Annotated in this window: 14 protein-coding genes; 11 read left to right on the top strand and 3 right to left on the bottom strand. The window is 64.6% G+C overall.

Translation table 11 applies throughout. The features are described from left to right. The first annotated feature begins 73 nt into the window (after window positions 1-73). The 7 genes from ACFWO3_RS11830 (at window position 74) to ACFWO3_RS11860 (ending at window position 11721) form a co-directional block, all read left to right on the top strand. Window positions 74-2104, top strand: coding sequence for a cytochrome c oxidase assembly protein (locus ACFWO3_RS11830; protein WP_378577491.1), 2031 nt, complete (start codon window positions 74-76; stop codon window positions 2102-2104). A 77-nt stretch (window positions 2105-2181) separates the two neighbouring features. Beyond that, entirely contained in the window at window positions 2182-3297 is a 1116-nt protein-coding gene (locus ACFWO3_RS11835; protein ID WP_378577493.1) for a lipase family protein, read from the top strand. A 218-nt stretch (window positions 3298-3515) separates the two neighbouring features. Next, window positions 3516-5195 (top strand): energy-dependent translational throttle protein EttA, encoded by a 1680-nt coding sequence (gene ettA, locus ACFWO3_RS11840; protein ID WP_378577495.1) that lies wholly within the window; start codon window positions 3516-3518, stop codon window positions 5193-5195. Window positions 5196-5199: 4 nt separating this feature from the next. Next, window positions 5200-5622: an acyl-CoA thioesterase gene (locus ACFWO3_RS11845; protein WP_378577497.1), complete on the top strand. Its 423-nt coding sequence runs from the start codon at window positions 5200-5202 to the stop codon at window positions 5620-5622. A gap of 96 nt (window positions 5623-5718) precedes the next feature. Continuing rightward, window positions 5719-10632, top strand: coding sequence for an NAD-glutamate dehydrogenase (locus ACFWO3_RS11850; protein ID WP_378577499.1), 4914 nt, complete (start codon window positions 5719-5721; stop codon window positions 10630-10632). Further along, complete coding sequence (locus tag ACFWO3_RS11855; protein ID WP_378577501.1) at window positions 10629-11066, top strand: acyl-CoA thioesterase; 438 nt, start codon at window positions 10629-10631, stop codon at window positions 11064-11066. The genes ACFWO3_RS11850 and ACFWO3_RS11855 overlap by 4 nt, the downstream gene beginning before the upstream one ends. Further along, on the top strand, window positions 11059-11721 hold the full coding sequence (locus ACFWO3_RS11860; RefSeq protein ID WP_378577503.1) for a hypothetical protein: 663 nt from the start codon (window positions 11059-11061) through the stop codon (window positions 11719-11721). Before ACFWO3_RS11855 ends, ACFWO3_RS11860 begins: the two co-directional genes overlap by 8 nt. A gap of 12 nt (window positions 11722-11733) precedes the next feature. Here ACFWO3_RS11860 and ACFWO3_RS11865 read toward each other — a convergent pair whose 3' ends face one another. Next, window positions 11734-13329, bottom strand: a complete 1596-nt coding sequence (locus tag ACFWO3_RS11865; protein WP_378577505.1) for a glycoside hydrolase family 13 protein — start codon at window positions 13327-13329, stop codon at window positions 11734-11736. A 58-nt stretch (window positions 13330-13387) separates the two neighbouring features. After that, window positions 13388-13783, bottom strand: a complete 396-nt coding sequence (locus ACFWO3_RS11870; protein ID WP_378577507.1) for a globin — start codon at window positions 13781-13783, stop codon at window positions 13388-13390. Between the two features lie 168 nt (window positions 13784-13951). Between ACFWO3_RS11870 and ACFWO3_RS11875 the strand changes: the two genes are divergently transcribed. The 4 genes from ACFWO3_RS11875 (at window position 13952) to dinB (ending at window position 16730) form a co-directional block, all read left to right on the top strand. Beyond that, window positions 13952-14614 (top strand): HNH endonuclease, encoded by a 663-nt coding sequence (locus ACFWO3_RS11875; protein WP_378577509.1) that lies wholly within the window; start codon window positions 13952-13954, stop codon window positions 14612-14614. Window positions 14615-14667: 53 nt separating this feature from the next. After that, window positions 14668-14931 (top strand): hypothetical protein, encoded by a 264-nt coding sequence (locus ACFWO3_RS11880; RefSeq protein ID WP_378577511.1) that lies wholly within the window; start codon window positions 14668-14670, stop codon window positions 14929-14931. Further along, entirely contained in the window at window positions 14918-15394 is a 477-nt protein-coding gene (locus ACFWO3_RS11885; RefSeq protein WP_378577513.1) for a DUF5130 domain-containing protein, read from the top strand. Before ACFWO3_RS11880 ends, ACFWO3_RS11885 begins: the two co-directional genes overlap by 14 nt. A 109-nt stretch (window positions 15395-15503) precedes the next feature. Further along, window positions 15504-16730, top strand: coding sequence for a DNA polymerase IV (dinB, locus tag ACFWO3_RS11890; RefSeq protein ID WP_378577515.1), 1227 nt, complete (start codon window positions 15504-15506; stop codon window positions 16728-16730). Between the two features lie 81 nt (window positions 16731-16811). Here the strand turns inward: dinB and pepN are convergent, their stop codons facing one another. After that, window positions 16812-19382, bottom strand: a complete 2571-nt coding sequence (gene pepN / locus ACFWO3_RS11895; protein WP_378577517.1) for an aminopeptidase N — start codon at window positions 19380-19382, stop codon at window positions 16812-16814. Window positions 19383-19386 lie beyond the last annotated feature (4 nt).

The following is a 19386-nucleotide window of genomic DNA, read 5'->3' on the forward strand; positions in this document are numbered from 1 at the left end:
CCTGTAGCAGGCTACGTGTCGAGCCGAAGGGTCCGTGTCTTCTACAGCGTGTCGTAGGTCCTACTCTTGAAGCATGGCCACATCCTCCCTCGCGTCCACGGATCCGCAGCCCACGGCATCGTCGCGGCCTGCGTCGACGGCGCTGTTCGTCGTTGCGGGACTGGTGGCGGCTGTCGTCGCCGCGATCGTCGTGGGTCTGTCGGCAGCGCAGGCGCTGGTGTTGCTGGGTATCCCGGACCCCGGGCCGGTGACGACCTACGGACTGCCTGCCGTGCGCGCGGCGGCCGAGATCGCTGCGGTCATCGCGATCGGATCGTTGCTGCTGGCGGCGTTCTTCGTGCCACCGCAGAAGTCCGGAGTGCTCGATGTGGACGGTTACCGGGCCGTTCGCACGGCGTCGTACGCTGCGATCGTGTGGGCGGCGTGCTCCCTCGTCCTCGTACCCCTCACTCTGTCGGACACGTCCGGGCAACCGTTCACCGAAGCTGTGAAGCCCGAGAACATCTTCAACTCGATCGGTCAGGTCGAGATGGCCGGTGCGTGGCGGTGGACCGCAATCATCGCGGTTGTGCTGGCGGTTCTCGCCCGGTTCGCGCTTCGCTGGTGGTGGACGCCGATATTGCTTGGAGTGGGCATCATCGGTCTGATGCCGCTCGCCCTTACAGGACACTCATCCTCGGGTGGCGCCCACGACATGGCCACCAACAGCCTCATTCTGCATCTCGTTGCCGCGTCCCTGTGGGCAGGCGGCCTGTTCGCGCTGCTGGCACACGCGCGTCGTCGAGGCGCATTCACCGACGTGGCCGCGAGGCGGTTCTCGGCAGTAGCAACCGTGTGCTTCGCGGTGATGGCCGTCAGCGGTATCGTCAACGCACTCGTCCGCCTGCCTCTCGGCGACCTGTTCACCACGACCTACGGGCGACTGGTGGTTGCCAAGACGGTTGCCCTGGTTCTGCTCGGGCTGCTGGGCTGGCTGCAGCGACGCCGTTCGCTGCCGGATCTGGCGGCCGATCCCACGAGCCGGGGCGCACTGGTCCGGTTCGCGGGCGCAGAGGGAATGGTCTTCGCGGCGACGATCGGGCTTGCCGTCGGACTGGGACGTACTCCACCGCCACCACCGAGTTCGGTTCCGTCGGTGCCGGAGGTGGAGCTCGGATACAACCTTCCCGACCCACCGTCGTTCGGTGCGTTCGTCACCGACTGGCGCTTCGATCTGATCTTCGGCACCGCCGCGGTCATGCTCGCCGGTCTGTACTCGCTGGGACTGAGGAAACTGCGTCACCGCGGCGACGCATGGCCCGTTGGCCGCACCATCGCCTGGATGGCCGGATGTGCCGTCCTCCTGATCACGACGTCCTCGGGTGTCGGCAAATACTCACCGGCCGTGTTCAGCGTGCACATGGGCGCGCACATGGCGATGTCGATGCTGGTGCCGGTTCTGCTGGTGCTCGGTGCGCCGATCACGCTCGCGCTCCGATCGCTCGACCCCGCAGGCAAAGACGGTGTGCCGGGAGTCCGGGAGTGGCTGTTGATCGCACTGCACAGCCCACTGTCGAAGTTCCTGACCCATCCCATCGTGGCGGCGGTGTTGTTCGTCGGAGGCTTCTACGCGCTCTACATGGGCGGAATCTTCGATGCCGTCGTGGACACTCACGCCGCGCATCTGATGATGAATCTGCACTTCCTGGTCACCGGCTACCTCTTCTACTGGGTGGCCATCGGAGTCGATCCGTCGCCTCGGCCGTTGCAGCCGGTCACAAAGCTGGCAATGGTGTTCGGGTCGCTGCCGTTCCACGCATTCTTCGGAATCGCACTGATGAGCATGGGCGCCGTCATGGGGGAGTGGTACTTCCGATCGCTCGGTCTCGGCTGGAATCAAGACTTGATCGGCGACCAACAGTTGGGCGGAAGCATCGCCTGGGCAACCGGCGAGATTCCGCTGGTCCTGGTGATGCTGGCGCTGCTCGTTCAGTGGTCACGCAGCGACGACCGTACGGCCAGGCGCGTGGACCGTGCGGCGGACCGGGACGACGACGCCGAACTCGCCGCACACAACGCGATGTTCGCCGAACTCGCACGGAGGGACCGCGAACGTGGCGAGTGAGCTCGATCCGCATGCAACGAGGATGCCTTCTCCGTAGGTTGATGGACACACGTCCATGTTTCGTCTCGGAGGTTTCGATGCGGCTCGTACCCACGGCAATGCTCGTTGCGCTTGCGTTGGCGGTGACGCCCGTTGTCGCGCAGGCAGATCCGAAGGACGGGGGTCTCGGTGCGGTACCTAGGACCGAGGAACTGCCGGCCGAGTTCTCGCTTCCTGCTGCAGACAGGGCCTACCGGATCACCTACGACACGTTGGGTATCGACGATCGCCCGGCGGTGAGCACCGGTGCGGTGTTCGTGCCGGCCGGCGAGGCGCCGGAAGGTGGATGGCCCGTTCTGTCGTGGGCGCACGGCACTGTGGGGATCGGTGACGACTGCGCACCGTCCACGAACCCCCGCTCGGTACGAGACGTGGCATATCTGGATCACTGGCTCTCGCAGGGCTATGCGGTGGTCGCCACCGATTACGTGGGCCTGGGAACGCCCGGGGTGCACCCGTATCTCGACAGCAAGGTCGCGGCCCACAACGTCGTCGACATGGTGCGTGCCGGTCGTGCCGCAGTCCCTGCCTTGTCGAACAAATGGATGGCGATCGGGCAGTCGCAGGGTGGACACGCCACCGTGAATGCGACACACGAGGCGATGTCGTATGCGCCCGAGCTGGACTTCCGTGGCGGCGTCGCGACGGGGGCGCCGTCCAATCTCGAGCACCTGTATCCGTATGGCGATCCCGCGTTTCCCGAACTCGGACTCGACGGCCTGACCACGTTCAGTACCTACATCCTCGCGGGCATGCGCGCAGCGCAGCCCCACCTCGACGTGAACAGCTACCTCACACCGCTCGGCGCCGAACTCGTCGATTCTGCGGAGTCGCTCTGCTACGACGACCAAGCGGCGCGAGTCGAAGGGGTCGCCACAGGAGCACTGCTGTCACGTTCGTTGAACACCCCGGAATTCCGTTCGGCGATCACCGACTACCTGGCGGTTCCCACAACCGGTTACGACCGCCCGATGTTCATCGGTCAGGGGCTCACCGACACCGTGGTACCTGCGCCGCTGTCGTTCGCGCTGGTGCCGCAGCTGCTCGCAGGAGGCGCATCCGTCGACTACCGGACGTATCCGACGGATCACAACGGCACGATGGCTGCCTCCCTGCCCGATTCCACGCCGTTCGTGGCCGCAGCCATGCGGTAGTGCGGGCGCCGATCGTGCACCGAGTAGGATGAGACACCGACGATGCGCGGTGGTCACCACCGTCGGTGTCGAGGCCCTGGCGGGGAGTTTCGCTCTCGTTGGGGCCGTTTTGATGTACCGACTAGCATCGAACGAGAATCGTCCGAGTGGCCTGCGGGGGAATGCTGACGTCCCCTGTCGGCCGCACGCCGTAAACCCCAGGTAGGAGACTCGAACGCGTGGCTGAGTTCATTTACACGATGAAGAAGGTGCGCAAAGCGCACGGTGACAAGGTCATCCTCGACGACGTAACGATGAGCTTCTACCCCGGCGCGAAGATCGGTGTGGTCGGGCCGAACGGTGCGGGTAAGTCGAGCATCCTGAAGATCATGGCCGGGTTGGACCAGCCCGGAAACGGTGAGGCATTTCTCGCCCCCGGGGCGTCCGTCGGCATCCTCATGCAGGAGCCGCACCTCGACGAGACCAAGACGGTTCGCGAGAACGTCGAAGAGGGCCTCGGCGACACGATGGTTCAGCTCAAGCGCTACAACGAGATCGCCGAGCTGATGGCCACCGACTACTCGGACGAACTCATGGAGGAGATGGGCGAGCTTCAGGAGAAGCTCGACCACGCGGACGCCTGGGAGATCGATTCGCAGCTCGAGCAGGCGATGGATGCGTTGCGTTGCCCGCCGCCCGAGGAGATGGTCACCCACCTGTCCGGTGGTGAGAAGCGCCGAGTCGCGCTGTGCAAGCTGCTCTTGAGCAAGCCCGATCTGCTTCTGCTCGACGAGCCCACCAACCACCTCGACGCCGAATCGGTGCTGTGGCTCGAGCAGCACCTGGCCGCCTACCCGGGCGCCATCCTCGCGGTCACCCACGACCGGTACTTCCTCGACCACGTCGCGGAATGGATCTGCGAAGTCGACCGCGGACGTCTCTACCCGTACGAGGGCAACTACTCCACCTACCTGGAGCAGAAGGCCGCCCGTCTCGAGGTGCAGGGCAAGAAGGACCAGAAGCTGCAGAAGCGGCTCAAGGAAGAACTCGCCTGGGTCCGTTCGGGTGCCAAGGCACGTCAGGCCAAGAACAAGGCCCGTCTCGATCGCTACGACGAGATGGCTGCCGAGGCCGAGAAGAATCGCAAGCTCGACTTCGAGGAGATCCAGATCCCGGCACCGCCGCGTCTCGGTGACGTGGTGGTCGAGGTGTCGCACCTCGACAAGGGCTTCGACGGTCGACTCCTCATCAAGGACCTGTCCTTCACGCTTCCTCGCAACGGCATCGTCGGCGTCATCGGCCCGAACGGTGTCGGTAAGACCACGCTGTTCAAGACGATCGTCGGGCTCGAGGAGCCGGATGCCGGTGAGGTCAAGGTCGGCCAGACGGTGAAGCTGAGCTACGTCGACCAGAACCGTGCCGGAATCGACCCCGAGAAGTCGGTGTGGGAGGTCGTCTCCGACGGACTCGACTACATCCACGTCGGTCAGACCGAAATGCCCTCGCGTGCCTACATCAGCTCGTTCGGATTCAAGGGGGCAGACCAGCAGAAGCCGTCCGGTGTCCTCTCCGGTGGTGAGCGCAACCGCCTCAACCTGGCGATGACCCTCAAGCAGGGCGGCAACCTGATCCTGCTCGACGAGCCGACCAACGACCTCGACGTCGAGACCCTCGGTTCTCTCGAGAACGCCCTCGAGCAGTTCCCTGGTTGCGCCGTCGTGATCTCGCACGACCGCTGGTTCCTGGACCGCACCTGTACCCACATCCTCGCGTGGGAAGGCGGATTCGGTGACAACGAGGCGGCCTGGTACTGGTACGAAGGCAACTTCGAAGGTTACGAGGCGAACAAGATCGAGCGCCTCGGGCCCGACGCAGCCCGCCCCCATCGCGTCACGCACCGCAAGCTGACCAGGGACTGAGCCAGTGCCTGATCAAGTGTTCTCCTGCGAAGTTCAGGTTCGCTGGGGAGATTCGGATCGTCTCGGACACATCAACAACGTCCGCTACGTCGAGTACATGCAGGAAGCACGCATCCTGTTCTTCGCCCACGAGATGGAGATCGAGGGGGAGCGGCCGCACGCGATGGTGGTGCGTAAGATGGACGTCGAGTTCCTGCGTCCGGCCACCGATTCGTCAGGACCGCTGACCGTCGAGATGTCCGTGCTGCACTTGGGCAATTCGTCGTACACGATGCGTCACGTCATCAAGGACCGTGGTGGCGAGGCCGTCGCCACCGGTGACGCAGTACTCGTCGCCTTCGATCCGCGTACCGAGAAGTCTAGGCTGCTCTCGGATGCGGAGCGCTCGATGCTGCAACGGAATCTGGTTCCGGCAGCAACTACCTGAACCGCCCGTCGAAGTTCACCCTGAGTTCGGATCACCGCGGCTACTCTCGAGGAGAGTTGTCCGCGGTGATCTGTATCTCGAGGGAAGTGGGCCACGATGACAGGAACGGCGTCCGACGTCGGTGAGTGGGTGAGCGATCTCCCTGCCGAACTGCGTTCGAGGGTGCCGGCCCTGGCGGCCGCCTATTATCGGCACGTCGACGAGGACGACGGCACCAGCATCGTCAACGGGTCGGCGGATGCGATCCTCGGAGCGCACCTGCAATTGGCCCTTCATCGCGTGCTGGGAACTCCCGCGATCGCCGTGCACGGCGCCGGCGTCGATTGTGGGCCGTCACTGCAGATCGTCGTCGACGACATGCCGTTGCTCGTCGAATCGGTGACTGCACTTCTGACCCGACGTGGCCTTGCGATCACCGAGTTCGTGCACCCCATTCTCACCGTCGAACGAGATGCCGACGGAACCCTGACGGATGTGGTTACGGGTGGTCACGAATCGGGTGTCGTGTCGGAGTCGTGGATTCACGTCCAACTCGATCGTCGAACGGAGGATTCGGCCCTCGAGGGGTTGGCAGACGGGGTGGCGAAGGTTCTGCGAGATGTCCGCCAAGTGGTGAGCGACACCGAGGCCATGCGCACACTCGAGTTCGACGTCGCCAGGGAACTGGAGCAGGCCGCAGCACGACGGTCCTCGCGCAGCGAGGAGTTGACGGACTGCGCTGCGTTGCTCCGATGGCTGGCGGACGGTCACTATGCGGTACTCGGATATCGGCGATACGAACTCGGCGAGCCTGATCCCTCTGGGAAACGCACCCAGGAAGTAGTGCGCGGCAGCGATCTCGGAATGCTCCGCACCGATCTGCACACCGGTCAGCGGTTGGGCCTGCCTCCGACTGCGGATATCGCGGATCGACCGCTCCTGCTGCTCACCCAGGGTTCTTTTCCAGCAACGGTCCATCGGTTCGCGTACCCGTATTTCGTGGGTGTGAGCATCCTCGGCGAAGACGGAGACATCATCGGTGAACACCGTTTCCTCGGAGTCTTCACCGTTACGGCGTTGCACGACAACGTGCTGGACATCCCTGTCATCGAAAGACGCGTTCGCACCGTTATCGAACGCGCCGGATACGACATCGGCTCCTATTCGGGGCAAGCGATGCTGGAGCTGATCCAGTCATTTCCTCGAACGGAGTTGTTCTCGAACGACGCCGACACTTTGCTCGACATCGCCAAGGCCGTTCACAGCATCGGCTTGCGTCGCCAGGTTCGGCTCTTCGTGAGAGAAGATCAGTTCGCGCGATTCGTATCCTGCCTGGTCTACCTGCCCCGCGATCGTTACAACACCCGCTCGCGTCTCGAGATGCAAAAGATCTTGCTTCGCGAGTTCGGTGGGGGCACATTGGAATACACCGCTCGTGTGACAGAGTCCGACCTCGCACTGCTGCACGTGACCATCCGGAAACCGGCGGACTCGATGCACGTTCGGGCCGATGTGTCCGACTCGAACAGGCTACGAGTGCAGGGCTTGCTCGCGGAAGCCGGACGGACGTGGGACGACCGGCTGGGCGATCTCGTGTCGGCGATTCCCGACGCGGAGCCTGCTCTGCTCCAGAGGTATGCCGACGCACTCCCGGACGGTTACAAGGAGGACTTCGACGCGAAGCGCGGTCTATCCGACATCGCCCGTATCGAGACGTTGACGGAAGGGTCGATCGATCTCCAGCTGTATCGCCAGCCGAGCTCGCCCGAGGGGCGGTGGCGGTTCACGTTGTACGTCGGGGGCGAAAGTATCTCGCTGAGCGAAGTGCTGCCCGTGCTGCAGAGTCTCGGGGTGGAGGTCCTCGACGAGCGTCCGTACTCCGTGCGCCGACCTGACGACATCGTCTGCTGGATATACGATTTCGGACTGTCCGTCCCGGTGGACCTTCGATTGTCGGCGATCGAAGGCGATCTCGATGCGGAGCTGAAACACGGCGAGGACCGAGAAGCCACCGCCGACCACGCCCGCCTGCAGACCAGATTCACCGAGACGTTCGAAGCCGTATGGCAGGGAAGAGCCGAGGCTGATCGATTCAACGAATTGGTCCTCAGAGCGGGACTGAGCTGGCGTCAGGGCATGATCCTCAGGGCATATGCGAAGTACCTGCGGCAGGCGGGATTTCCGTACAGTCAGTTCCACATCGAGGGAGTTGCGCTTGCCAATCCCCGGACCACCTGTGCGCTGGTCGCGCTCTTCGAAGCACTCTTCGATCCCGATCTCCAGTCCGAATCGTCCGGGCGAGTGACCGAGTTGACCCGAAGTCTGCACGACGCCATCGACCAGGTGGTGAGCCTGGATGCGGACCGAATTTTGCGCGGGCTCTTCGGCTTGATCGAGGCGACTCTACGCACCAACTACTTTGTGACCGGACCGGAGGGCGAAGCGCGCGAATGCCTTTCGCTCAAACTCGACCCGGGTCGCATTCACGAACTCCCCAAGCCGAGACCACGGTTCGAGATCTTCGTGTACTCACCCGACGTGGAGGGTGTGCACCTGAGATTCGGTGCGGTGGCTCGCGGCGGTCTGCGCTGGTCGGACCGGAGGGAGGACTTCCGTACCGAGATTCTGGGGCTCGTGAAGGCGCAGGCCGTGAAGAATGCGGTGATCGTCCCGGTCGGTGCGAAGGGCGGGTTCGTGGTGAAGTCGCCACCTGCCGTGACCGGAGATGCGGTAGTGGATCGGCAGGCGACCCTCGATGCCGGAAAGGCCTGCTATCGAACCTTCATTTCGGGCCTGCTGGATGTCACCGACAACGTCGACAATGCGACCGGCGAGATCCTGCCACCCACGATGGTGGTGCGACGTGACGACGACGATCGCTACTTGGTAGTGGCCGCGGACAAAGGCACGGCGAGTTTCTCCGACCTCGCCAACTCGGTGGCTGCCGACTACAACTTCTGGTTGGGAGATGCGTTCGCGTCGGGCGGCTCCGCAGGGTACGACCACAAGGAAATGGGCATCACAGCCAGGGGCGCGTGGGAAAGCGTGAAACGCCACTTCCGGGAACTCGGGATCGACACCCAGACAGAAGAGTTCACCGTTGTCGGAATCGGCGACATGAGCGGCGACGTGTTCGGCAACGGCATGCTGCTGAGCAGGCATATCCGTCTGGTCGCTGCGTTCGACCACCGGCACATATTCCTCGACCCGGACCCCGATCCGGCGTCGTCGTTCGCAGAACGTTCCCGCCTCTTCGGGTTGCCGCGGTCGTCGTGGGTGGACTACGACACCGGGATGATCAGTGCGGGCGGAGGAGTGTGGGAGCGCACCCGAAAGTCCGTTCCGCTCAGCGCCGCTGCCCGCGAGGCCCTCGGTCTCGGTGAGTCGGTCACCGAACTGTCTCCCCCCGAACTCGTGCAGGCGATCCTGCGTGCACCGGTGGACCTGCTGTGGAACGGCGGGATCGGCACCTACGTCAAAGCGAGCACCGAGACCAATGCCGCGGTGGGAGACAAGGGAAACGACACCGTGCGCGTCGACGGCGCCGATGTACGGGCGCGGGTCGTCGGTGAAGGCGGCAATCTGGGAGTGACCTCCCTCGGCCGAATCGAGTACAGCCAGTGCGGGGGTCGCATCAACACCGACGCGATCGACAACTCGGCCGGGGTGGACTGCTCCGATCACGAAGTGAACATCAAGATCCTGCTGGATTCACTCGTCGGGAGCGGCCGGTTGGCAAGCGCGGATCGCAATCCGCTCTTGGCGTCGATGACGGACGAAGTCGCCGATCTGGTGTTGGCGGACAACATCGCTCAGAACAACCTGCTGGGTGTGTCGCGGCTGAGCGCACCCCAGATGGCGAGCGTGCATCGTCGCCAGATCGACGAACTCGTTGCACTGCGCGGGGTGGACCGGGACCTCGAGGCGCTGCCGACCGACGAGGAGATCGTGCGGCGACGTCAGATGGACCAGGGGCTGACGTCTCCCGAACTGGCGACCCTGACGGCCCATGTGAAGCTCGCACTCGGGGACGACTTGCTGGCCACCGATCTCCCCGACAGTGAAACGTTCGCACCGCGACTGCCTCGTTACTTTCCGTCCCGGTTGCGCAAGGATTTCCGTTCCGCCATCAAGTCGCACCCGCTGCGCCGTCAGATCGTCGCGACCATGTTGGCCAACGAGACGATCGACAACGGTGGGATCACGTTTGCGTACCGGCTGGCGGAGGACGCCGGTGCGAGCAGCACGGACTCGATTCGGGCTTACGCGGCCGTCACCGAGATATTCGGGCTACCTGCGCTGTGGGCGCGGATCCGCGATGCCGACTTGGACACCACGAACGAGGACCAGCTGATACTGGAAACCTGTCGAGTGCTGGATCGAGCCTCGCGCTGGCTGCTGCAGAATCGTCCACAGCCGATCGCGGTGGGCGCCGAGATCGCACGCTATTCGTCGGACCTGCGGCACCTCGGGCCGAAGGTGAGCGGCCTGCTGCAAGGGCACCAACGTGACGATCTGAGGGATCGGTCCCGTGAGGCCAGGGCGCTCGGGGTACCCGAAGACCTGGTGGCCGAGGTGTACTGCCTGCTCGACCAGTTCTGCCTGTTGGACGTCAGCGACATTGCCGACATCGCCGAGCGCGACATCGACGAAGTCGCCGAACTCTACTTCGCGATGGACGCGCACATCGGAGTGGACTGGCTGCTCACGGCCGTGTCCGGGCTGGCCCGTGGTGACCGTTGGCATTCGCTGGCGCGGCTGGCATTGCGGGACGACCTCTACGGTTCCCTCCGGCAGCTCACCATGGAAGTTCTGGAGGGTGGTGAACCGCACGAGACGCCTCAGGAGAAGATCGAGGACTGGGAATCGACCAACGCGTCGAGACTCGCCAGGGCGAGGTCCGCTCTCACCGAGATTTTCGAATCTGGAACGCTGGACCTCGCGACGCTGTCGGTGGCAGCGCGTCAGGTACGCAGCATGGTACGCAGCATGGTGCGCGGTCTGGGCACCCGATCGGAGGTAGGACGTTGAGCGAAAATGCGGGCGAGAATGTGGGTTTCCACACCGAGGTCGAGGTGCGCTGGTCGGATATGGACGCGTTCCAACACATCAATCATGCTCGGATGGTCACTCTCCTCGAGGAAGCTCGTATCCCGTGGTTGTTCGAGGACCACCGCCCGACCATGACTCTTCGGGATGGTGCGGTCATCGCGGATCTCCATGTCCGTTACCGCGGACAGCTTCGCCACAGTGACACGCCGTTGGACGTGCTCATGTGGATCGCCAAGGTTCGCGCCGTGGACTTCACGATCTCCTACGAGGTCCGCCCCAAGGGTGCCGACGTCTCCACGCCGCCGTCCATCGTCGCCTCGACGCAGATTGCCGCCTTCGACATCGAGACGCAGCGCCTCCGTCGGCTCACCGAGCCGGAGCGGACGTACCTGGAGAGCTGGCAACGTGTATGAGCGGATTCTGTCGGTAGCCGACGCAGGGGAGCGCGGTAACCTCGCGAACTTTCTCGCCCGCATCGTGCAACTCGACGACTCTGCTGTGGTGCGGATGCGCGGCCGTGGTGACGGCCGCCTGGACGTCTGGGCTGCAACGGGATTCGACGTTCTCGCCGTCCGGTCACTCGCGGGTTCCATCAGCCCGGACGACACGGCAGCGGGGGCCGACCAGCTTCTGCACGTCGTGCGGAACGCGGACGGGTCGGACATGGACCCGGGGTTCTCGATGGACTCGGCATGGCGCGGGGCGCTGCCTCCGATCGGCGGCTTCGACCACGTGGACGACGTACCTGCCCGGGTCCTCCTCGATTTGGCGCAGCGCGGCGCCACCCTCGCCGAAGAACACGGCAGCAGTCATGGCCCGCCCGCGTCACTTCTCGATCAGGACGTGCTCTCGGTATCGGGAAACGGGTACGAGGTCGGTATTCCGATGCGGGTGGTCTTCGCGCTCGGCGCCATGGGGTTCGTACCCGGGTTCGGTGCCACGTCCGACTCCGTCGACCCGAACGAGACCGTCCGCGTGCGTGCCACCGCCACCTGGCTTCGCCTGGACGCGCGTTTCGGATCGTTGTACCGCAGGCGTGGTGGGGGATTGCCCCTCAGTGTGGTCTAGCTGCGGGCGCCATCAGATGAGCCACGCCGCAGCGTGCGGCGGTAGCTTGCCACCCACGAGTGGTGCGCTCGAGAGCAACACCTCTCCTGGCGGCATGACGATCGGGACTTCGGACGCATTGAGGACACACACGAGACCACCCGGCCGACGAAACGCGAAGCACCCGGCGGGGCTGCCGTACCAGTCGACCTCGTCGCCTGCGAATTCCGGTCGCTGAGAGCGGAGTTCGAGTGCGGTGCGGTACAGAGACAGTGTCGAATCCATATTTTCGAGTTGCGACTCGACGGTCAGGGAAGCCCACTCGGCGGGGATCGGTAGCCAGGTGTCGCGGCCGGAGGTGAACCCGAACGGCGGCTCGGAACCTTCCCACGGAATCGGGACGCGACAACCGTCGCGGCCACGCTCGGTGTGGCCGGATCGCTCCCAAACCGGGTCCTGCAGAACGGAGTCCGGAAGGACTGCGTTCGGCAGACCGATCTCGGACCCGTTGTAGACGAAACACGCACCGGGAAGGGCGAGTTCCACGAGAATCATTGCGCGGGCGCGAGATTCTCCTGTCGCACCGCCGCCGTATCTGGTCACTTCGCGTTCGACATCGTGATTCGACAACGTCCAGGTCGGCGTCCCGCCCACGGCAGCGACGGCCTCGAGGGAATTCTCGATGGCCGCCCGGACCGTCTCCGCGGAGAACTCGGCCTCGGCGAGCCGGAAGTTGAAACCGAGATGCAGTTCGTCCGGGCGAACGTACTCGCCGAATCGTGCATTGTCCTCGACCCAGATCTCGCCGACGGTCACGGCGTCCGGGTACTCGTTCATCACCTTGCGAATCCCACGGTGGATCTCGTGCACCTCGGGATTGTCGAAACGAGGATCGAGGTCGTTGTTCACGAGCAGTCTGTTGTCGCCCCAGTCGTGGTCGGGAAGGCCCTCGGGCTTCGCCATGCCGTGTGCCACGTCGATTCGGAAGCCGTCCACGCCACGTTCGAGCCAGAATCGGAGCGTTTTCTCCAGGTCGGCGAAAATCTCCGGGTTGTCCCAGTTCAGATCCGGTTGTTCCGGCGCGAAGATGTGGAGATACCACTGGCCGGGCGTGCCGTCGCGTTCGGTCACTCGTGTCCACGCCGGCCCGCCGAAGATGCTCGGCCAGTTGTTCGGCGGAATCGAGCCGTCACCCTTGCCGTCCCGGAAGATGTAGCGGGCTCGTTCGGGGCTTCCCGGTGCGGAATCCATGGCGGCACGAAACCATTCGTGCTCGACACTCGTGTGGTTGGGCACCAGGTCCATGGTGATCCTGATGCCACGATCGTGTGCGGCCTCGATCAGGGAATCCATCGTCTCGAGATTGCCGAAGATCGGATCGATGTCCCGTGGATCCGACACGTCGTAACCGTGGTCGGCCATCGGTGACTTCATCACCGGGCTCAGCCACAGAGCGTCGATTCCGAGGAGTTCGAGGTAGCCGAGTTTGTCCTGCACACCGCGCAGATCACCGATCCCGTCGGCGTCGCCGTCGGCGAACGAGCGCGGATAGATCTGGTAGAAGACCGCGTTTTTCCACCAGGTGTGAGACCCGGTGGCCTCGGCGGGTGGATCAGCAGGAGTGCTCACAGACGACATCGTGCCAAACCTCGGGGCGCATCACGACTCGGAATGCGGCAGTCGAACGTCAGAACGGTGAATTGACCATCGACGCGGCCGCCATGTCCATGTAGTCGACGAGCGCCTTGCGGTGCGCATCGTCCAACGTCTCGGAGTCGATCGACGCGATGGCCGTGTGCATGCACCGCAGCCAGGCGTCGCGTTCGATCGGGCCGATCTTGAACGGCTGGTGTCGCATCCGGAGCCGCGGATGCCCGCGTTCGTCGGAGTACGTGTGTGGTCCGCCCCAGTACTGCTCGAGGAACATTCGCATCCGTCGCTCGGCGGGTCCGAGATCCTCTTCGGGGTAGAGGGGGCGAACGATCTCGTCCTTCGCCACCTCTTCGTAGAAGCGGGCGGTGAGCGCACGGAACGTGGCGGCTCCGCCCACCGCGTCGTAGAAGGTCTGTTGCACGTCAGTCATGGCACAGCCCATTGTGCCCGAAGTCGTGCGCGATCCTCGACCGCGGGCGCGGACGGCCGATCTACGCGTCACCGGTTGTTCACCGGATGTCCTGGCGTTTCCATCCAGAATGGGCGTGCGCGGACCTCCGATCCGTGGTCCACTAGGTGGCAGTCTTCCGGAGGTGGCATGAAACACGGACACAGCGCGCGCAAGCACCGACAACTCGTGCCCACCGACGGCCGGAGCGACCGGCAGTCGGGGGCTTATGCGTTACAGGTGATATCCGAGGGTGACGCGCTGGCAGCGCGCCCTTCCGAACAAACTGTGCCTTCGTGGCTGGGACGCCGCGTGTTGCTTCTGAATGCAACCTACGAGCCCCTCACCGCACTCCCCGCCCGCCGAGCTGTGGTGCTCATGACCTGCGGAAAGGCCGACACGGTTCACGAAGACCCCCATGCCCCGGTCGTGCACTCGGCCGAGTGGTCCGTGCAGGTGCCGTCCGTGATCCGACTTCGCAACTACGTGCGCGTTCCCTACCGGGCGCGAATTCCGATGACGCGCGCGGCGCTGATGCACCGTGACCGCTCCCGGTGTGCATATTGCGGAGCCAAGGCGGAGACGATCGATCACGTAGTCCCACGTAGTCGGGGTGGCGGACATTCCTGGGAGAACTGCGTCGCGTGCTGTGCGCCGTGCAACCACCGCAAGGCAGACAAACTTCTCGCGGAACTCGGGTGGACGCTGAGAACCGCCCTCACGCCCCCTTCCGGACAACATTGGCGGCTGCTCGCAACCACCAAGGAACTGCACCCGTCGTGGATGCAGTATCTGGGCGAGGGCGCGGCCTGACCGAATTCGGCCCTGACGCTTCCTCGTCAGGGGTTCTGGGCTACCTTTGGACCGTGAGCATTCTCGAGACTGTGCTGATCTACGTAGGTGCGCCGCTGGGCATCACCGCGTTCTTCGCGGGTATGTCGTTCGTCGGCAAGAAGAACCCGGGACCCGTTCCGCCTGCCTTCCATCTGGGCGAGAAGTGGACCCACGAGCCCGTGCTGTGGAGTGCCGTCGACGAGGTGACCGTTCCTGCAGGTCATCACGTCGGGCATCACGCCATCACTGCGGGTTCCCAGAATCTGATTGGAGGGTCCGCTCATGGCAAGTGGTGACGTCGTAGCCAAGCCGATGTCGGCAGAAGATCTGCCTGTGGGTCACGTCGTGACCACCAGTGGTCGGGTGTCCGGAGTTCACCGAGTCGGTGAGCCCTTCGTCGACGACCTGCCGTTCACGACCGAAGAGCTGGTTGCGCTCGACGACGCTCTCACCGATGCGACTCGCCGCACCAAGGTGCGCTTCAACGTCTATGTCGGTGACCTGGGTGAGAACACCGCGGCCGGAGCAGATGCGTTGTTCCCGAACACACCGGAACCCGAGCGGTCGGTGCTCCTGGCCGTGTCGCCCAACCAGCGGATCATCGAGGTCCGCAGCGGCCGGGCGGTATCCGATCGTGTGACCGACCGGGTGAACCAGCTGGGCGCCTCGGCAGCCGTGTCGTCGTTCTCGGAAGGCCAGCTCATCGACGGTCTCGTCAGTGCCGTCAAGGTCATGAGCGCCGCGATCTCCGCTCCCTGACCGCCCGCCGACCGCACAGGAAGGTGCGTCTCCGATTCGTCGGAGACGCACCTTCTGTCGTATGGCCCGGTGCGCGTCACCGTGGGCTGTCGGTGGGTGATGCGAACATATGTTCGTGTCGGAATCGGATCGCACGCGACTCGCTGCAAGACCGGCGGCGTCGATTCTGCATGCCGATCTCGACGCGTTCTACGCCTCGGTGGAGCAACGTGACGATCCGCGGCTCCGTGGTGTTCCCGTCATCGTCGGGGGCGGCGTCGTGCTCGCTGCCAGTTACGAGGCGAAGGCATTCGGGGTTCGTACGGCGTCGGGGGTTTCGGTAGCCAGGCGACTCTGCCCGGATGCCATCGTCGTGCCCCCGCGAATGCGGGCGTACACGGAGGCGAGCCGCGCTGTTTTCGACGTATTCGGTGGCACGACGCCGATCGTCGAAGCGTTGTCGATCGACGAGGCGTTTCTCGACGTGTCCGGGCTCGGCAGGATCGCCGGTACTCCGGTGGAGATCGCTGCGGCACTACGCCGCGACGTGTACCGAGAAGTCGGTTTGCCCATCACGGTCGGCGTGGCCCGCACGAAGTTCCTCGCGAAGGTCGCCAGCGCCGTCGGCAAGCCGGACGGGTTGCTGCACGTACCACCGGACCGTGAACTCGAGTTTCTACATCCGCTGCCGGTGGAGCGACTGTGGGGTGTCGGCCGTGTCACCTCCACCAAACTGCGGGGAGCCGGTATCCATACGGTCGGACAGCTCGCGCAAGAGTCGGAGGATCGGCTCACGCATCTTCTCGGCACTTCGTATGCGCATCACCTGCATGCGCTCGCGTGGGCTCGTGACCCACGACGAGTCGACACAGGGAGGCGACGGAAGTCGGTGGGTGCACAGTGCGCGCTGGGTAGCAGTACGCGATCTGCGGAAGATATTGCGGCAGTTCTGATGTCTCTCGTGGACCGTGTTGCGGGTCGACTGCGACGTGCAGACAGGGCGGGGCGTACGGTCGTGTTGCGGCTGCGATTGGGGGACTACACACGCATCACCCGATCACACACTCTTCGAATGCCGACAGCGCAAACCGACGCCATCCTCGCGGCGGCGCGCTCGCTTCTCGACGAGGCGATGTCGACGATCACGCAGCGCGGAATCACCCTGGTCGGAATTGCCGTTCAGAATCTCCAGCCCGTGGCACCGATGCAATTGGAGCTACCGTTCGATGCCGATACCGCCTCGCCCCTCGACGGAGCGCGTGACCTGGTACGTGAACGATTCGGTACTTCGGCTCTCACGCGTGCGACGCTCCTCGGACGGAGCAGTGGCATCGAGGTGCCGCTGCTGCCCGACTAGGCAGCCCCGGCAAAGAACCCCGACAAGGAGAACGGGCCGGCGCGCTCGGCGCCGGCCGCGTTCCACATCGGCGTGGCTACGTCATTTCGCGTCGAATTCGCGGGCTGCCAGTGCCCGAACGACCCCGGCGCGTCCTTCGCTCACGAGGCGTCGCAGGGCCGGAGGCAGATCCGACTCGAGGAAGCGGTCCGCCGCCTCGATCGACTCGCGACCGACCGACCACGACGGGTAGAGGCCGATCACGACTGTCTGCGCGACTTCACTCGACCGCCGCTCCCACACACCGGGTACGTCGGCGAAGTAGCGTGCGACGTACGGCTCGAGAAGATCGTCCTGCCCGACCCCCACGAATCCGCCGGCGATGGCCCTGGCGGTGATGTTGGGTACCGAATCGTCGTTCACGACCTTCGACCACGCAGCCTCCTTCACCGCGGCCTGCGGGCGTGACGCAGCGGCCGCAGCCGCGTGGCGCGCACCTGCCGCGGTGCGATCGCGGTCGGCCTCCGCGTCGATGAACGGCGTTGCTTCGCCCTCCGCGTCGATCTCTCCCGCAGCGGCCAGAGCGCCGACGATTCGCCAGCGAAGGTCCGTGTCCACGGTGAGACCGTCCAGTCCCACGGTGGCAGGATCGGCGTCGAGAAGCTCCCGGAGAACTTCGGTGTGCCACGGCGAAAGCTGTGCGCCGGTGAGCGAATTGACGAACGCGAGCTGGTGATCGGATCCCGCCTCGGCTTCCCGCGCCAGCTCGAGCAGACGGTTGGCGAAGTCCGGCCAGCCGCGTTCTATTGCCCAGCCGGGTTCGGCGTAGTGAGCCAATGCGGTTTGCGCCTGCATCAGCACACGCTGGACGACGCCGACCTCGGACTCGGCGCCGATTCCGCGCTGGACGAGCGCAACGAAGTCGCGGGCCCTGAGTTCTGCCTGGCGCGTCATCTCCCACGCCGCCGACCACACCAGGGTGCGGGGGAGCGGCTCGGCAATGTCACCCACGCGGTCGATGGCGGTGGCCAACGAATCGGAGTCGAGCCGCACCGAGCAGTAGGTGAGATCGTCGTCGTTGACCAGCACCAGCTTGCCCCTCGGCACGCCGACGAGTTCGGGAACTTCGGTGCGCTCCGCGGCTTCCAGGTCGAGCTCGACCCGGTGCGTTCGAACGAGCTTGCCGCCTTCGTCGTCGTACACACCGACCGCGATGCGGTGCACCCTGCGTTCGCCCGCACCCGGTTCGGCACCTTCCTGGACGACCGAGAATGCCGTGAACTGTCCGTCCGCATCCACGTCGAAGTCCGGTCGCAGGGTGTTCAGCCCTGTCGTCTTGAGCCACTGTGCGCCCCAATCGGACAGGTCGCGACCGGACGACTTCTCGAGTGCACCGAGAAGGTCGTCGAAAGTGGCGTTGTCGAAAGCGTGTTCGCGGAAGTACTCGCGTAGTCCGGCCAGGAAGGGCTCGAGGCCGACGTAGGCGACGAGCTGCTTGAGGACACTCGCACCCTTGGCGTAGGTGATTCCGTCGAAGTTGACCTCGACGGCTGCGAGGTCGGGAATATCGGCCGCGATGGGGTGCGTGGACGGCAACTGGTCCTGTCGGTATGCCCAGGACTTCTCGACGTTGGCGAAGGACGTCCAGGCATTGGTGTATTCGGTCGCCTCCGTCTGGCACAGCACAGATGCGAAGGTCGCGAACGATTCGTTGAGCCACAGGTCGTCCCACCAACGCATCGTCACGAGGTCGCCGAACCACATGTGTGCCATCTCGTGAAGGACGGTCTCGGCCCGGCGCTCGTACGAGTACCTGGTGACCTTGGACCGGAACACGTAGTCCTCGAGGAAGGTGACTGCGCCCGCATTCTCCATTGCGCCGGCATTGAACTCGGGCACGAAGAGCTGGTCGTACTTCCCGAACGCGTACGGGACGCCGAACTTCTCGTGGTAGAAGCCGAAGCCCTGCTTCGTTTCGGTGAACAGCCGTTCGGCGTCCATGTGCTCGGCGAGCGAAGCGCGGCAGAAGATTCCGAGCGGGATGTCGCCGTGCTCGTCCGAGTACGTGTCGTTCCACTCGGCGTACGGGCCGGCGACGAGGGCGACCAGGTAGGTGCTCAACAGCGGCGTGGTCTCGAAGACGTGGGTGCCGGATTCGGAGGTGCGGGTTGCTCCGTTGGAGACGACCGTCCACTCGGTGGGCGCCGTGACCCGGATGTCGAAGGTGGCCTTGAGGTCCGGCTGGTCGAAGCACGTGAACATGCGCTTGGCGTCGGCCGTCTCGAACTGCGAGTACAGGTACACGGAGTCGTCCGAGGGGTCGACGAATCGGTGCAGTCCCTCACCTGTGTGCGAGTAGGCGCAGTCTGCTTCGACGATCAGCTCGTTCTCTGCGGCGAGGCCCGAAAGGGTGATTCCGGTGGCCTCGTCGTACTCGGAGACGTCGACAGCTGCTCCGTTGAGAGTCGCGGCGACGATGCGGTCGGCGATGAGGTCGACGAATGTCGAGGCACCTTCGTCGGCCTGGAACGTCACGGTGGTCTTGGACCTGAAAGTGGCTGTTCCCGGCTGACCGTTGCCGTCGGTGAGGTCGAGCTCGATCAGGTAGTTCTGTACGTCGAGCAGCTCGGCGCGAGTCGCGGCCTGTTCACGGGTCAGATTCGGGGGTGCCACAAAG

It is taken from the genome of Rhodococcus sp. NPDC058521, from assembly GCF_042719695.1.
GTDB lineage: Bacteria > Actinomycetota > Actinomycetes > Mycobacteriales > Mycobacteriaceae > Rhodococcus_F.

Excerpts from the sequence above, each read along its gene's own strand:
- ACFWO3_RS11830 (WP_378577491.1), top strand. The coding sequence starts at position 74 with ATGGCCACATCCTCCCTCGCGTCCACGGATCCGCAGCCCACGGCATCG.
- ACFWO3_RS11835 (WP_378577493.1), top strand. The coding sequence starts at position 2,182 with ATGCGGCTCGTACCCACGGCAATGCTCGTTGCGCTTGCGTTGGCGGTG.
- ACFWO3_RS11850 (WP_378577499.1), top strand. The coding sequence starts at position 5,719 with ATGACAGGAACGGCGTCCGACGTCGGTGAGTGGGTGAGCGATCTCCCT.
- ACFWO3_RS11870 (WP_378577507.1), bottom strand. The coding sequence starts at position 13,783 with ATGACTGACGTGCAACAGACCTTCTACGACGCGGTGGGCGGAGCCGCC.
- ACFWO3_RS11875 (WP_378577509.1), top strand. The coding sequence starts at position 13,952 with ATGAAACACGGACACAGCGCGCGCAAGCACCGACAACTCGTGCCCACC.
- ACFWO3_RS11885 (WP_378577513.1), top strand. The coding sequence starts at position 14,918 with ATGGCAAGTGGTGACGTCGTAGCCAAGCCGATGTCGGCAGAAGATCTG.
- dinB (WP_378577515.1), top strand. The coding sequence starts at position 15,504 with ATGTTCGTGTCGGAATCGGATCGCACGCGACTCGCTGCAAGACCGGCG.